General features: G+C 38.3%; 11 protein-coding genes and 1 tRNA gene. 3 read left to right on the top strand and 9 right to left on the bottom strand.

Translation table 11 applies throughout. From position 1 onward, the window contains the following. The first annotated feature begins 16 nt into the window (after positions 1-16). Positions 17-313, top strand: a complete 297-nt coding sequence (locus tag BMW64_RS17235) for a hypothetical protein (RefSeq protein ID WP_090001398.1) — start codon at positions 17-19, stop codon at positions 311-313. On the opposite strand, the gene BMW64_RS17230 is transcribed toward BMW64_RS17235, so the two are convergent. The 3 genes from BMW64_RS17230 to BMW64_RS17220 are packed head-to-tail and all read right to left on the bottom strand — an operon-like array spanning position 291 to position 4,065. Continuing rightward, the gene (locus tag BMW64_RS17230; protein WP_090001396.1) at positions 291-2,321 is read right to left on the bottom strand and encodes a recombinase; all 2,031 of its coding nucleotides are present in this window, start codon (positions 2,319-2,321) and stop codon (positions 291-293) included. The two genes, BMW64_RS17235 and BMW64_RS17230, sit on opposite strands and share 23 nt — an antisense overlap. A 13-nt stretch (positions 2,322-2,334) precedes the next feature. Next, the gene (gene mtgA / locus BMW64_RS17225; protein WP_090001394.1) at positions 2,335-2,979 is read right to left on the bottom strand and encodes a monofunctional biosynthetic peptidoglycan transglycosylase; all 645 of its coding nucleotides are present in this window, start codon (positions 2,977-2,979) and stop codon (positions 2,335-2,337) included. A 39-nt stretch (positions 2,980-3,018) separates the two neighbouring features. After that, positions 3,019-4,065 carry an ABC transporter substrate-binding protein gene (locus tag BMW64_RS17220; RefSeq protein ID WP_090001392.1) on the bottom strand — a complete coding sequence of 349 codons (1,047 nt, stop codon included), beginning with the start codon at positions 4,063-4,065 and terminating at the stop codon, positions 3,019-3,021. 48 nt (positions 4,066-4,113) lie between these two features. On the opposite strand from BMW64_RS17220, the gene BMW64_RS17215 reads away from it, so the two are divergent. Continuing rightward, positions 4,114-4,187: transfer RNA gene (locus BMW64_RS17215), tRNA-Arg, on the top strand. 81 nt (positions 4,188-4,268) lie between these two features. Here BMW64_RS17215 and BMW64_RS17210 read toward each other — a convergent pair. The 4 genes from BMW64_RS17210 to BMW64_RS17190 all read right to left on the bottom strand — a co-directional run bounded on the left by BMW64_RS17210 (position 4,269) and on the right by BMW64_RS17190 (position 10,535). Then, positions 4,269-5,693, bottom strand: coding sequence for an MFS transporter (locus BMW64_RS17210; protein ID WP_090001391.1), 1,425 nt, complete (start codon positions 5,691-5,693; stop codon positions 4,269-4,271). A 54-nt stretch (positions 5,694-5,747) separates the two neighbouring features. Beyond that, positions 5,748-6,392, bottom strand: coding sequence for a uridine kinase family protein (locus tag BMW64_RS17205; RefSeq protein WP_090001389.1), 645 nt, complete (start codon positions 6,390-6,392; stop codon positions 5,748-5,750). A 25-nt stretch (positions 6,393-6,417) separates the two neighbouring features. Then, on the bottom strand, positions 6,418-7,545 hold the full coding sequence (locus BMW64_RS17200; RefSeq protein WP_090001387.1) for a glycoside hydrolase 100 family protein: 1,128 nt from the start codon (positions 7,543-7,545) through the stop codon (positions 6,418-6,420). A gap of 566 nt (positions 7,546-8,111) precedes the next feature. Further along, positions 8,112-10,535, bottom strand: coding sequence for a TonB-dependent receptor (locus tag BMW64_RS17190; RefSeq protein WP_228400945.1), 2,424 nt, complete (start codon positions 10,533-10,535; stop codon positions 8,112-8,114). 244 nt (positions 10,536-10,779) lie between these two features. Between BMW64_RS17190 and BMW64_RS17185 the strand changes: the two genes are divergently transcribed. Beyond that, positions 10,780-11,715: a LacI family DNA-binding transcriptional regulator gene (locus BMW64_RS17185; protein ID WP_090001383.1), complete on the top strand. Its 936-nt coding sequence runs from the start codon at positions 10,780-10,782 to the stop codon at positions 11,713-11,715. A gap of 136 nt (positions 11,716-11,851) precedes the next feature. Here the strand turns inward: BMW64_RS17185 and BMW64_RS17180 are convergent, their stop codons facing one another. Continuing rightward, positions 11,852-14,074: a pyocin knob domain-containing protein gene (locus tag BMW64_RS17180; RefSeq protein ID WP_090001381.1), complete on the bottom strand. Its 2,223-nt coding sequence runs from the start codon at positions 14,072-14,074 to the stop codon at positions 11,852-11,854. Between the two features lies 1 nt (position 14,075). After that, positions 14,076-15,494: an autotransporter outer membrane beta-barrel domain-containing protein gene (locus BMW64_RS17175; protein ID WP_090001379.1), complete on the bottom strand. Its 1,419-nt coding sequence runs from the start codon at positions 15,492-15,494 to the stop codon at positions 14,076-14,078. Between the last annotated feature and the right edge of the window lie 2 nt (positions 15,495-15,496).

The raw sequence follows: 15,496 nt of genomic DNA, 5'->3' as shown, positions 1-15,496 counted from the left end.
TTAAGCTGTATCCATCATGAAAAAAAATAAAAAGCGCGAATATCAGTCATCAGAACTTGTGAAATCTTTTGCAAGAATTTATGGCTTTGAGCATAAACTCATTGCCTTTGAAATAAAAGATTTTCTTGAAGAATATCTTGATGAGAGCCTGTTTCGTGAAATCAAAAGTGTGAATATTGAGGATCAGACCGTTATCATAAAAATTAATTCTCCGCTCTTAAAGCATGATTTCCAGATGCGTAAAAGTTTTTACCTTAAAAAATTCAAAGATAAATTCGGGTCTGATAAATTTAATGATCTTCAGATTTTGTAGGAATCGTGCTGTTCATTAGATCATCAGTTTTTTTGTCGAGCCCGGATCGTAAAGGAATAAAAAACCTCAGCGGATTCTTTAAAAAATATTTAAAAATTCCTTTATAAATTTCGCTTACCTGTCCAAAATTCAATTTTCTGGACCGGAATGCCAAAAACATCGAAAGACTAAAACTTACCGCAAAGTTGAAAAACCCGATCAGGAAAACGGTAATTAGGGAAATCCAGAATGTATACGAATCTACTGTAAAATCTTTTCCATACAGTCCCAAAGCAAAATTTCCTGCAGCAAAAGTGATGTGCCTGATATCGAGATCGAGCCCTAAAAACAATCCTACCGGAGCGGTTGCTCCAAGAAAAACACCAAACCAGAAATTAGATACGATTCCGGGCCAGTTTTTAGCATAATATTTAGACAAAGCTTTTGCGAAATTCTTCCCGAATAACCTTCTGATGGATAGGTTTTTCGATATTCTTTCTGGTATTTGATAAAACACGGAATTGTTTCCGATGTTCCCTGAAATAATTCCAGAGATAAACAGATAAAACCCTGCAATACAAGCGTGTAAAATAGCTTTAGACTTAAACGGATCAAGATCTTTCAGTAATTTATCTGATCTTTCAACGGCAAGATTTTGTGAGAAGAAGACATCCAGCCCGTAAATGATAATTAAAGCAATAGGAAAAGATAAAAGAACGTTCCCGACAAACGCAATAAATTGACTTCTAAATAGTTTCGAAACCAAATGTGCGAATTCCTTACTGTCACTTTTTATATTTCCTTCTTCCGAGAGAACTTTCGTCATCGTCGCGGCCGTCATTGCCGGTTGTTTTGTTGCCAGCGTGAATCCCATTAAATAAATCATCACGAAACCCATCGCATAATTCATGGAATACAGAAATGCGTGTGAAAAATCACTTCCCGGCACATAGCCATAGAGCATTTTCAAAACACATAATGCACCTACGATTATTCCTCCACCGCTCGCTTTGTAGAACATCGTCATATATTCTTTCCGGGTCGAAGTGATGTAATGTGCGCCGGTTTCCGCAGTATGGTTGGTAATAAGATGTGAAATCAGCCTTGTACTATCGTTGATCAGCTCTGAAATATTATTCCTGTGAGATTTATAGCTTAAGATATTAAATACCAGTTGCTTGGAATTAATTAAAATATCTCTTTCCTCGTCAATTACCAAAAGCTGAACAGTTTCATAAATTCTCTGAACCTGTTGGCGGATCTTTAATAAGGATTGGTTAATTTTTCCGGAAATTCCGTATTTTGAAGAATTTTTAAATGAAATGTTAACAAATTCGAGACATTGCTCAATATAAATTTTAATCTGCTTATATCTGCTGTCTTTTGAATGCAGCTGAAGCCCGGGATTTTTTTCAAATTCTTCGGCAAGCTCTTCAAGTTCATTCTGTAACGCCAGAAATGGATTATCAAAATTACGGTATTGCGGTGCCATCCTCACAACCTCAACTTCCATCGCCGAACCGGTAACACGCCACGAAAGGATGTTCATGGAGAAAAGAAGTTCCTTTTTTACTTCCGGTCTTACAATAAAATCGGATATGCCGAGAATAATAAAAAGCTCATCAATTTCATTCTCAGGAAGATTCTGAAGGAATTTAAGATCTTTTTTGGGCGTAAAACTCACGTTATCGATCATATACCAGATCGTTTGCTCATTGACAACCGGAGGTAAAATCTTATTAAGAACTCTTTTTTTAAGTTCCGGTACAAAGGCGTTTTCCGAGAGTATATTTGCTTCTGTTAAAGACAGATTAAAAGTTTTATCCCTGAAAATATTGTGGATGTATTTTCTGAAGTTTTCTGCAACCTGGGAATTGTTTCTTAAAAAATTGAGTACATCAGTAAAATCCGCACTTTTAACACTCTCCAGAAATTCCGAAAAGGGTTCCAGAGAATGCGTCTGATTCTTAAAAGAAAAATACTTTTTAAGAACAGACTCAAAGCTTGTGCTGGAATTAAAGAGTTTCATTAGTACAAAGATACTATTTCAAACTTACATTCCTCATCTGTCTCATGATCCAATTGTGTTTCTTTCTTAAATAAGCCGAAGGGTTCTTAGGATCGTATTTTTTAGGATTGGGCAAAACGGCTGCAATCCATGCTGCTTCCGACACGGTAAGATCTTTTGAAGGCTTTCCAAAATAATATTGAGCCGCAGCTTCAACTCCGAAAACGCCCTGCCCCATTTCAATAGAATTAAGGTATCTTTCAAGAATAATATCTTTGCTCCATACTTTTTCAATGATAAAAGTGTAAACCGCTTCAAGGCCTTTCCTTATCCAGCTTCGTCCCTGCCAAAGGAAAATATTCTTTGCGGTCTGCTGGGAAATAGTACTTCCTCCCCTCAGCTTCCTACCCTTTTCATTATTTTTCATCGCTTTTTCAATAGCCTTATAATCAAAGCCATTATGCATGAAGAACTTCTGATCTTCGGAAGCAATGACTGCTTTTTTGACATTATTGCCCATTTCATCATAGGAGATATAATCCCTGTGCAGTTTTCCATATTCAAAAAAACCTCCGATCTGAGTAATTGTGATGGGAGGATTGAAAAATCTGCCCCAAACGATAAATACCACGTTCAGAATCAGAATAATAAATATGATGCGTTTAATTGTTTTCCACATAATTTAAAAAGAAAACCCAAAAATAAGGAAATACTCGAGTTATTGCAATTCTTTCATGTAAGTAAGCTGATAATCCGGTAAGAGCTCAGGATGGAAAATTTTTATATAATCTTTTAGAACAAGATCTGATCTTACCACACCGCTTTCAAAGAAATCGTTTGCTTTAACTTTTTCTTTTCCCGTAATAACATAAATTTTTCCTTTATTGAAAACACTTAATTTGCTGTAAACAGGATTCATTCCCAGCATTTCTTTTTTCGAAATATGATTTCCCGCATTGATCCAGTACTGAACCTCACCCGATTTGGCAAAAACTTCCTCAAAGCTCATGGTAATAGCTTTTTCGTCTGTATTATTTTTTAAGATATAATTCGCATTTGCATCTGCAATAAAGTTGGCCACAGCCGTTTTTCCGCCTGGAAGATACCATACATCACCGTACATTTCATTGGCCAAAACTGTCGGACGTTCTTTTGCTTTTGAAGCCAGCTGTTTTAACTTTTTATAGTTTTCTTCTACTTCTCCATATTTAGCTGCCGCCTGTTGATCTTTTCCCAAAAGTTTTCCGAAAAGTTTGATATAGGCCGTTTTCTGCAGTGGCTCCTGCTCCATGTATTCATCAAGAAAAACAACCTGTATTCCATTATCTTTTAACAATTTATAAGTATTATCAAAGCTCGAAATATAATTGGTAAAAATAGCATCTGGTTTTAATGAAAGAATTTTCTCAATATCATATTTCTGTTCATTTCCTACATTCTGAATTTTCCCTGATTTCAACAAATTTTGAATCTTATCGGAATAAATATATTCAGGACTTGAAACGCCGATGATCAGATTTTCTACATTTAATTCGGTAACATAGCCTGCCATGCTTGCATTCAGCAGTATAATTCTTTTAAAAGGAAGTTGATTTTGCTTAAAATCATAAGTGAAATTTCCCGACTGAATGTGAATATTTTCATTTTCTTCCTTGTACTGCACAAGATTTGAGATCGAAACGGATTCTGAAGGTGATTTTTTTTGTTCTCTTTTACAAGCCGTTAGCGTTAAAAACGCGATTAATACTAAAATTCTTGATTTCATGTTTCAAAGAAAAGAAAAAAGTGCTATATTTGCAAACCATTTATTAACGGCCTCGTGGCGCAACTGAATAGCGCATCTGATTACGGCTCAGAAGGTTACAGGTTTGAATCCTGTCGAGGTCACAAACAGCCAAAGGCGTCAACTGTATACAGTTGACGCCTTTTTTAATTCCCAATTTATAGTATCAATGGCTTTTTAACTTTTTAGTCAACAAGCACCTCGTAAGAATCGGGCTTATTATCAGGTTTCATACGCAGTACGCACACACCGGCACACAGGAACAAAACTCCGGTCAAAACAATGACATAAGATGGATTTTCACCTAAAAAGTTTTTATAAATGAATCCGAAAGAAATAGTCTGTATCAGCATTGGTATTACAATCATCATATTGATAACGCCCATATAAACTCCTCTCTTCTTCGGTGGAATCGATGGAGAAACCATTGAATAAGGCAATCCCATCATGGATGCCCAGCCTATACCCAAAGCAACCATCGGAAGCAGGATAAGGTATTCATTCTTAATGAATGGTAATGTCATTATCCCCAATCCCGTGATGCAAAGACAGAAAATATAGGTGTTCTTGGAAGTAAATTTTTTGGCAAAAGGTACCAGCAGCAGGGCCGATATCATCGTTATGATATTATAGGAGCCGTTCATCAGTCCGGTTTGCCCTACTGCTACTTCTACCATGTGTAACACGTTTTTTGCCCAGGACATATCTTTTTCTGCCACGGAAACTCCGCTCTTCGCCAGCGCAATGATTTTGTCTGCCTTTTGCTCATCATTTTCAGAAATTCCGTAAAGTGACCACTTAAGCATTGGCGTTATGAACTGCCAGTAACAGAAAAGTGCATACCACTGGAACATATATACCAAAGCCAGCTGCCAGAGTAATTTCGGCATATCGCGTATCGCAGAAAAGATTTCGATAAATGGTGTAAAAAAGTGGCTTTCTTCCTTTGATTTTCTGAGTTCTTCCAGCTCTTCGTCAGATGGAGGAATCTCAGGTGTTTTGTAAACCGACCACACAACTGATGCAATAGAACAGAAAGACCCCAGGAAGAAAGAATAATAGACCCAAACAGGAATGCCACCGCCGGAAGCATTGCCGCCCAGATATTTCTGAAAAATAAACAAGGAAAGGTTAGCAAGTGTAATCCCGGCTCCTACAAACAAGCTCTGCATCTGAAACCCAAAAGTCTGCTGTTTCTGCGGGAGTTTGTCTGCAATGAAAGCACGGTAAGGCTCCATCGCCGTATTATTGGCGGCATCCAGAATCCAAAGCAATCCGACTGCCATCCAAATAGCGGAACTGAAAGGAAACAAAAACAAAGCGATACTGCAAAATATAGCTCCCAAAAGAAAAAATGGTTTTCGGCGTCCCCATTTCGGACTCCAGGTTTTATCACTGATGGCACCAATTAATGGCTGAATCAGCAATCCTGTAATAGGACCGGCAAGATTCAAAATGGGAAGCTGCTCGGCGTGTGCCCCGAGAAAAGTATATATCGGGTTCACCGCGGTCTGCTGCAATCCAAAACTGTATTGTATTCCGAAAAAGCCAACATTCATATTCCAGATTTGCCAAAAACTTAGATGCGGGATTATTTTTTTTATTGTCATAATTTATTTTCTTTTGTGAGAATCAACAGGGTAAAGCACAATTAAATACATCATTTATTTCAGCAAGAGCTCGTAATTCTTTCCAAGAACCAGGTCTGCTTTTGCTTTGAATTGTTTAATAATCTGATGTTCTATTTCCAGCACCCGTTCTACAAAATCACTCTTTTCATCACGGTTTCTGCTCATCCTGTTTTCGTAAGTGTCTTTGTAATTTCTGTCGATGAAAATTTTAAAATCAAAATCATCAATCTCCAGAATGTATGTTCCTTCTACGATAAGAACTTTGTAATCTGCTGCATCTATCTTTTCATTTGCAATTCTGTTCTCTTTGTAGTGTACCAGAGGTTTTTCTATTATTGTTTTCCCGTTTTTAAACTCGGAAATATTTTCAGAAAGCTTTACTAAATCGACTTCCTGCATTCCTACATTTTCTATGGATTTTAGGCGATTTTCGTGATTGCTTTTTGGTGGAATTTTAAAATAATCATCCATCTGCCACACCATACTTTTAATATCATTTTTATTTAAAATCTTTTGAAGCGCAAAAGCGGTCACCGATTTACCGCTGCCACTTTCCCCTGCTATTCCTATGGTGAATTTGTGTTTACTTTTTAATGGCAATTTTGTATTCAGTATTTCAAATATTTCTTTACCTATTGCCAGATGATTCTCTTTAAGTTCTATTATATCTCCAATCATTTTATTCTTTCTTAATTTATTAATTCTATTTTTCCATGGTCATCATCAGATATCCTGAAGCCGAAAAGCACAATTGCTCGGTTCCCAGAGGCAGGAGTTTATCGGTGGAATAATATTCCCTGAAATGAAAACCTTTTTCCTGCAACAACTGTTCGTACTGAAAAATTATCTTTCCAGGGATTTCCGCCAATCCTTTTCTCTTAAGTGCCAGACAAAGCCAACCCAGAAATATAGGCCAGGAACCCCCATTGTGGAAATGGTGCGGCTCATTTTTGAAGCTGTAGCTGTAGTTGTTTTCTAGAAGTTTCCAGTCGTAATCGCCGGGATAAATCACGGGATAGAAAACAGGAAGCATCCAATGTCCGAATTGTATGTACAGGTCTTCCAAAAATTCTGAAAAAACTTTAAAATCCAAATCAAAATCTAAAAGAATCGCCAAAGCATTTCCTGCTAAGTCGAAACGCACATCGTAGCCATTGGCATTCAGTGAAGCCCAGAAATAGGGCTTAAATTCGGTTTTGGAATAGGCTGTTTCGTGGTATTTTGGAGAATCAGATTCGGTTTTATAAAAGTTGTCCTGAATTAAGGTTTTAATAGTCGTAGCCTGATTTTTCAGTTCCTCATTTTGATATAATCCTGCTGTATTTTTTACCGCCCAATATCGTAAAACGTTGTCATACAAAGTGTATCCGGAAGTCACATATTCGTCTGCCCAGTTTCCGCCAAGTGGGCTGTATAGCAAACCTCGCTGATTGTATTCCCATGTTTTGAGACAGGACAATGCTTTGAAAATTTTGTCTTCCAACTGTTGTTTTAGCTCTGCTTTTTGGTAAATTTTCAAATATTCACAGGTTACGATAATCCACCAGGTGGTGGCATCAGTTCTGCCGACGTGCGTTCCATAGCTCGCTTTTCCGTTCACGACATTGGACGGAATCTGTCCGTTTTCTGCCTGATGTTTAGCAAGCGTGAGGATGGATTGTTCCAGGCCTGCAAGAATCTCTTCATCATTGGCCAAAATCCCGGCATAACCTGCCATCATCGAGTCTCTTGCCCAAACTCTGGCATAGTTGTCCCTTTGCTGCGCCGATGCTAAAATTCCTTCTTCTGTAATCGCTTTCCTAATGATGTTCAAGGCTTCTTCTTTAAACATTTTAAATTGGTTTGTTCATTAATATTTATTCAAAAGGGGAGTCATTAAATTGACTTTGCTCTTTCGAAATTATGTTGAATCATTATTGTCCGATTAAAAATACAAGTGAATCGAAGAACTGAATGTCTATAGCATAAAAAGACAGGTCGCTCCTCCGGAGCTTTGTTTTTATCGGCTTAATTTTTTCTATTAACAGCAAGTCTCTCTGAGACCAGATACAGCTCTGATAGGAGCAAAACTGTTAATAGCTAAGTTTTTTTCAAGCAATTAAAGCTCCGTAGGAGCGACCTGTTTATGATATCTATTTTCATCTGACAATAATTTTTGTTGATAGGATTGCCCTATCCTTTGTTAAATCGTCCCTTTGGGACTCTGCCCTTTTAAAATGCGACAATTTAGATTGCACACCTACGGCGTGCTCTTTCCAAATAGTTCTTTTGTCTACACAGATATTGCTCTTACGGAGCAAAAAAATCATTTGCTGACTCCTATTTACCCCGAGCTTCAGCTCGGGGCTATTGATAGGAAACATCACAGAGCTTTTTATAATCAATTATTTATAATATTTATAAATCAAATTTTACACTCACGCTATAGCTGGCTCCCGGAAGAGTTCTCGCTCTCACGATTCCGTTTCCACCGGCAATTGAACCTTCTTCTGCTTCTGTCACTGCAATGGTATTGAAAATATTATTGGCATTCAAACTTACAGAAAGGTTTTTGAGTACCTGATAAGAAACATACGGATTGACAATAGCATAGCCTGGCATTACCAATTTGTTGTTATCCTGGGTGAAGGCTTTGGTAGCACCAATCAGGTAGAATCCTACATTGAACTTGTTCGCATTGAAATTAGGATTCACAGAATACATCAATTTCGGTGTTCTTCTCGGCATATTTCCGATGATCGTAGGGTCTATGGCATTTTTGATTTCAGCGTGGGTATAGGTAAGACCTGCTTTCACATCCAATCCCTGGGTGATTTTGTAATAACCATCCAATTCTACCCCGAAAGACTGGTATTTATTTTCAGTTTTTTTCTGAGTTGTAGCTTCATAATTGGCCTCTTTAGTTCCTGCATAGAACAAGGTGGTGTTAAGGAAATATCCTGAGCCTCTTAATTTATAACCCGCTTCCACTTGATTCACTTTGTTTACTTTAACAGCATCCAAAGCAGGATCGTCATTATTGGTATAATTGTATCCGGAGAACAGGATTCTGTCCGCAGATGCGCTTCCGCCCCGGCTCACTCTTGCGAAAACGGCATTTTTGTTGTTCAAAGCATAGTTCGCACCCATTGAATATCCGAAAATTCCATATCTGTAATTTACAGGAATATTAATGTTATCATTAGATCCAACCATCTGTTCAGGAATATCAATCACACCGTTTCCGTTCATATCACGGCTGGTGTAAGTTACCGTTGCGCCTGAAAAATAGCCTGTAACTTTTCCAATATCATATCTTGCGCCTGCATCGATGGTTAATTTGTCTGTTGCATTGATTTCCACCTGAGCGTGAGGAGCGGTGATATCGTATTTGGTATTATAGTCTCTTTTCAGGTTGCCCCAGTCTTTCATTCCGTAGTTAAGCAAACCATTGTCGGTAATGTACTGTCCTGCGGTATTTTTCACATCAATTAATCTTGCATTTTTATCGCTGACTTCCTGCAAATAATTGTTCCACATCCAGGACATATTGATATTCTGGGAAGATTTGTACAACCCGGCATTGAATTTCACAACATCCCATTTTTTGCTGATGTTAAAGTCATTCACAAAATTATTGAAGTTATTCAGCTTAACGTTGAAAAGAGCGATTTTCATATAGTTCGCATTCATATCAACCGGCGTGTTGGTTCCTGCATAGACTGCGCTTCCGAAATTGGCAAAATTAGCCGTATTGAAGAAGTCGCTACCTTTGCTCACGCTTGCCGGAAAAGGTGCTACAAACTGTCCGCCATTGGCAGCATACCTGATTTTTTCTTCCAATTTCCAGCCTTCGCCAAGATTATAATTGAATTCAGCACCGATAACTTTTGACAAAGAATGCATCCCGTCTGAAACATCAGTATTAAAAATATTACCGTCATTACCCAAAGTTCTGTCGTGCTGCAGGTTGATGGTTTGCAAAGCCCCTGTAAGAATGTTGTAGTTAGGCAGTGAAGACCATTTCGGGTCAGCATCTGTACCTGTAACACCAACAGGCATAGGCATATACGCCGCAGTTCTGTCGTCCAGAACTTTTGCATAGATCCTGAAGCTTCCTTTTTCAAATTTTTTAAGCAAAGAAAGTCTGAACTGGCCGCCGTTATTGGAATTGAATCCTGTTTTTCTTGGTCCGTCCCCAATTCTGTAGAAACCTCCTACTGCCATATAAGTGTCATCTCCTATTTTGGTTCCGTAATCGAAATCGGTTCTGTAATTTTTGTAGTTAAGTCCCATTTGTTGGGTAATGCTTCCGCCTTCTTTCTCACCGGTCTTGGTAATAAAGTTGATAATCCCCGCTGGAGAATTGCTGGCAAATACGGAAGCCGAACCTCCTCTAAGCGCCTCTACTCTTGATACAAACGAGTCAAATCTTGTAAACTGGTCCTGGGTTCCGAAAGCGATGTCTCCAAACTGCATTACCGGAAGACCATCTTCCTGAATCAGCAAATATCTTGAGCCGCCGGCTGAAACAGGCACCCCTCTCACTGTAATATTGGAGTTACCTTCCCCACCAGAAGATTCTGAACGGATTCCCGGAATGGTACGGAAAATCTCTGCGGTAGTTCTTGGCGCTGCATTTTCTATATCTTTCATTTTTAATGTGGAAATAGACGTACTGGTTTTGATGGATGCTTTCGGGTTCGAATTTCCGGTAACAACAACCTCATCAATGGCTTTACCTCTTGTTATCGTATCATTTTCAGTATTTTGAGAGAACATAAATGCTGCTGTGTTCATGGCACCGAAGATGAGTAATTTGGTAAAAATTTTTGATTCCATATTTTTTAGGAGTTTTTAATTATGGCTTAAAAGTATTTTTTTTTACCTTATCCAAAATACCATTTATCAGCTGTGTTAAATTAGCTTTAATTTCAAACGTTTGCGCAAACGTTTGCGGTGGAAAACTTATTTTTATTTTAACTTTTGGTTAACTTTTTAATTTAAAAATATTAACATTTTTTAACTTAAATTTAGCACCATATTATCACTAAATTAACCCAAAAATTGCCTTCATTAACATAAAATGAAAAGAATCACTATAAAAGATCTCGCAGAAATGCTTAATATCAACGTTTCTACGGTATCCAGAGCTTTAAAGGATCATCCCGACATCAGCCATGCCGTAAAGGCTCGGGTAAAGGAGGCGGCAGAAACTTTTAGTTACATTCCCAATGATTTTGCCATTAATTTTCGGAAAAAGTCCTCTAAAGTGATAGGACTCATTATTCCCGAAATGTCTATGTTCTTTATACCATCTATTATTAAAGGAATTTCTTCCGTGCTGCATTCGGAAGGCTATAATTTTTTTGTACTTTCTTCGGAAGAATCTGTCGGCATTGAAGAAGAAAACCTGCTTACTTGTATCAATTCCAGAGTAGATGGTATACTGATCTCACTTACCAAACATACGAAGGATCTGAATCATCTCAGCAGAATCCTTCAGCTAGAAATTCCTTTGGTTATTTTCGACAAGACAATGCCACAGCATTCATTTGAAGAGGTGATATTTGACAACAGACTTTATGCACAAGCTGCCGCTAAAAAGCTCATAGATGCTAACTGCAAAAACATCATTGCTATTTTTGGTGATGAAAATCTTGAAATATCTCAAACCCGGAAAAATCATTTTTTAGAGATTATTGATAAATATAAGGATGTAAAATGTAAGATCATTTATTGTGATTCTGCTGATATGGTAAAGGAAAAACTGAATATTATCTTTGATTATGAAGATTTCGACGGTTATTTTGCGATGAGCGACGAAACTCTTGCCGGACTGCATAGTTCACTTGTAAACAAAAGAATAAATTCCTCGAAGGCAAAAGTTGTTGCTATCACAGAAGGAATTCTCCCCAAGTATCTGGACGACTCCTACGAATGTATCATTAATGATGGTTTTGAAATGGGTAAAACGGCTGCAATGAAACTATTGACAATTATAAAAAAGCAGTCTGTGTAGTTTATATTTGTACAGTATAAGCGGACTATTAAAAGATTTGAAGATTTGTCCGTTTTGGGAGCAAAAAAGATAAATGGCGCCACCTATTGTAAAGTAGCGCCATTTTTTATCAATCAATATGATTATTTTCTCATATTTACCAAACAAAATCACAAGACTGTAATCTTTCAGCAATTACTCGTAAAGATTTGGTTACGTACAATCTTAAAAAAGACCGTGGTTCAATATAATATATTGTTTTGCCATGTATCTTTACCTCCATCGGGCCATCATTTTGATCAAAATTATAAATGACGATCTGCTGTTTAGGATAAACTTGTTTAAAATCAACAACCATCTTAACATATTCCCCGATGATATGGATGAGCCTGTTTCTATCATCTATACCAAGAGAGCTAAATGAATCCAGTACATACTCATGCGGATCTAATCTGATGGCATATTCAGGTTGATCGTTAATAATTTCATCTCTTAACAAAGACGTACGACCATCAGGTATAAACAATGTATCAGGGCTTTCATCTTCCGATTTAAAATTATTACTGGCTTTTACAGATCCCTCTACCGTTAGTTTATCAGTACCATTAGCTTCCCTTCCCATTCCGAAGGTTCTCATATCGATATGATAATTCAGGCCATCAAATAAATCAAGTTCGGAACCATAAAAATAATATTCACCTCTTCTCGCTGCTACAAATTTTTTCTGGGATTCATCTATCATTCCCGATTCACCTCCGAAATAATTATCAGCAATCATTAAGCCTGAATTTGAGTTGGTAGTAAATTGTTGATTTAGCTTTAACCCATACTGATAAGCATAATTCCACTGTTGGATGTTTGACGAAGTGAAATCTCCTTCTGACCACAATTTATACCATAATGATGACCAGCTTCCATCAATCCCTTTTCTTATTTTGAGCATTGGAATACCTGCGCCGTCTACACCGGTCTGATTAGCAAATGCCAACTGGTAAGATGAGTCGCCCGTAGATGCCTTAGTGCCGTCCCAAGGAGAATAAGTCATTATTCCAGCATAATTTCCTGATGCTTTTAATCCTGCAGTGTTCGATTGTGCAAAATCAAATCGCACTCGTTTGGGTGTGGAATTAGGAGCAATATCGTTAGGGTTTCTTGTTCCGTCTCTCGATGTTACAAAAAAATTTGTAAGGCTGACAGCGTTATTTCCACTTATACTCAATTGTTGCCCACCTTCTCCTTCCTGAGTAGCACTTAATTCAATCTGATTTTTGTTTACCGCATGGGTTCCAATTGTTCCGTTTGGAATAACAGGGCTGTGGGTAAAGGTTTTTGTATCGCTGATCGTTTCAGCCCCACTCTTCTTGACGAACAAGTTTGAAGTTTCGTTCTGCGTATAGTAGTTGGAAGGATTAAAATCTGCACTCGTTAAAACCTTCTTCCATGCAGTCCAGCTTGCACCACTATTTTCAGTGCTTCTTATAAATGTTACAGTCCCCCCGGAACTTCTGGTCTGGTACTCTTGCACAATGCCTGTAGAAATTGTTCTATATACTCGTAAACTTCCGGCAAATAACCCCTCTAATGGGTAATTATTGGCTAAAATTGATCCTGAATTGGTAAGCTGATTATAAAATCCAGGCGTTAAAACCGTATTAAGGTCAGTAGATCCCAATACCGTAGCGGATTTAGGGATCGACCCTATATTGTTTTGATCTACCCACGTTCTGGATGCAACTATGTCAGGGACTATATTCAAAATTGACTGATAGGTCGATGTATCTGTTTCAGTAGTCATTGACCATCCTTTCGACCAGTCCGCCGTTCTTCCGGTGTATATAACACCAACCCTTTCAACCTCCACAGCAAAATTGGTATTCCAAAATGTTGTTGCTTCACCTATATTGATACATACGTTTCCAGCAGCATCAAGACCGGCATTAATTACAGTTGTGGGAAATGTTTCGGAACATTCCAGAACCGCTTTATGGCCAGACGGATGAATAAGAATTGCGGTTTGTTTGTAAAATGAGATTCTCAGGTTCCCTAAATATCTTGCCTGATAGCCATAAATTTTTATAGTAACGTCAAACATCGTAGCGGATATTGATGCTTGTGGAAATTTTATACTCAAAATTCCAGTCTGCGCGACATCTGTAAACTTCTGAAAAACTTTATGAATGACCTTGCTGTTATTTTCATAACGCGAAAGACTTCCCGTTGTGAAATTAATACTCTTATCTGCCATATTAATATCCGTACCTGCCGGGATATAAGAATTGGCATCTACCGAACCATCCGCCTTCAGGAATTGTGCAGCTATACCTCCTACGACTTTAAAGCCCTTTGAAGAGGTATAAAGTGCATATTTGATATCGCTCATATTACAAATCTTTGCTGGTTACTGTGACTGATACCGGATTTGGTAAATTAGAATCAAATTCAATATCTAATTTGTTCGGATCGGTTAATTTTATTCTACCATCGATTTTGTAAAAAGTTACGGTATCATACATCGCAACTTCAACATTTCTGGTACCTAAATTGTGCCCTATTGTTGCAGTTCCGGAAATTGAAGTCGTGTATGATCTTACAAGATTATTTCCGGCGACTACTCTACCTTTGGCATCAACGGTCACCTGGTCGTAAGTTCCTGCTGCTACTCCTGTTGCAGCCAATGTCAATGATGAGGCAACGTTTGTTGAACCGTCAAAGCTAACCGTCCATGTTCCATCACCTGTAGCGGAAATTGTTCTTGCTGTTGTCAGTTTTGCGGCTGATCCGGTTGTATTGATTGCTGCGGTACCTGTTAATAAAGTCGCAGGAACAGCAGTAACAGGAATTGCGACATTCCCGGAACCGTCAATAGTTTGTGCCGTTGCGGTAACTCCGGAAAGGGTAATGGTTCTTGATGCAGTCCATTTTGTAGCAGAAAGAACACTTTTCGCTGAATCGGCAGTGTTGTCAACGTTAGCTAAGCCAACATGAGATTTATTGAGAACCACCACGCCGGTCTGACCGTTAACGGAATCCACCGCCCCTGAAGTGATATAAACGAATGTTGTTCCCGTCCATCGGTAGGTTTTGTTGGTATCAAGCGATACATAAATTTTACCTGTTTCTCCATTGATGAGGTTAGTATATGATGCCTCTTTGTAAAACTTTCCGTCAGCAGATTTGTAATATCCTTCCAAAACATCATCTACATACGAAGGTAACTGAGATGCAGGTACCAGTCCGGATGCATCCAGCACGGCAACTCCATTTGCAGCACCTTTTTGTGACAATGGGACATAATTTGCCAAATCCGACGAAGTGGGCATAGAACCCAGATTCACAGTGATTCCGTTGGCGTTCTGAACGATCCCTGTCACTACATTCCCGCTTCCTGAAGTCGTAACCGGTAAGGAAAAGGTAGTTCCAGATAATGTAAGACCGTTACCCGCGCTGTATGTTGTATCTGTAGAGGCTAAAGTAATCGTATTTCCAGATTGGCTGATCGCCATATTAGCACCTGCTGCAAGAGTAACATCTCCGGAAACTAAAGAACCGGATGCCCCACCTTTTAAACGGGTAATGGTGTCAGGCGTTGTAAATGATCTGTTTGCCGACAAATCATAAGCTGTACCGTTGATGGTTAACGTTCGTGTTTTTGGCACATAATCCAAAGGATTAAAGTTCCCGTCATGCCAGAAAGAACTGATTGATCTTGTGCCACCGCCGGCTGTTAAAATTTCATTGTCTGTTTTTCCTTCGATTTTGTATCCAACAGAACTTCTGTAATAAGCATATTTAATATCCATAA

The sequence above is a fragment of the Chryseobacterium taichungense genome (assembly GCF_900109935.1).
Lineage (GTDB): Bacteria > Bacteroidota > Bacteroidia > Flavobacteriales > Weeksellaceae > Chryseobacterium > Chryseobacterium taichungense.
This window is presented reverse-complemented; position numbering and strand designations above follow the sequence as displayed.

What these genes read in the sequence shown, in the direction of transcription:
- BMW64_RS17235 (WP_090001398.1), top strand. Translation starts at nt 17, where the DNA reads ATGAAAAAAAATAAAAAGCGCGAATATCAGTCATCAGAACTTGTGAAA.
- BMW64_RS17210 (WP_090001391.1), bottom strand. Translation starts at nt 5,693, where the DNA reads ATGACAATAAAAAAAATAATCCCGCATCTAAGTTTTTGGCAAATCTGG.
- BMW64_RS17200 (WP_090001387.1), bottom strand. Translation starts at nt 7,545, where the DNA reads ATGTTTAAAGAAGAAGCCTTGAACATCATTAGGAAAGCGATTACAGAA.
- BMW64_RS17205 (WP_090001389.1), bottom strand. Translation starts at nt 6,392, where the DNA reads ATGATTGGAGATATAATAGAACTTAAAGAGAATCATCTGGCAATAGGT.
- BMW64_RS17175 (WP_090001379.1), bottom strand. Translation starts at nt 15,494, where the DNA reads ATGGATATTAAATATGCTTATTACAGAAGTTCTGTTGGATACAAAATC.
- BMW64_RS17180 (WP_090001381.1), bottom strand. Translation starts at nt 14,074, where the DNA reads ATGAGCGATATCAAATATGCACTTTATACCTCTTCAAAGGGCTTTAAA.
- BMW64_RS17190 (WP_228400945.1), bottom strand. Translation starts at nt 10,535, where the DNA reads ATGGAATCAAAAATTTTTACCAAATTACTCATCTTCGGTGCCATGAAC.
- BMW64_RS17220 (WP_090001392.1), bottom strand. Translation starts at nt 4,065, where the DNA reads ATGAAATCAAGAATTTTAGTATTAATCGCGTTTTTAACGCTAACGGCT.
- mtgA (WP_090001394.1), bottom strand. Translation starts at nt 2,979, where the DNA reads ATGTGGAAAACAATTAAACGCATCATATTTATTATTCTGATTCTGAAC.
- BMW64_RS17230 (WP_090001396.1), bottom strand. Translation starts at nt 2,321, where the DNA reads ATGAAACTCTTTAATTCCAGCACAAGCTTTGAGTCTGTTCTTAAAAAG.
- BMW64_RS17185 (WP_090001383.1), top strand. Translation starts at nt 10,780, where the DNA reads ATGAAAAGAATCACTATAAAAGATCTCGCAGAAATGCTTAATATCAAC.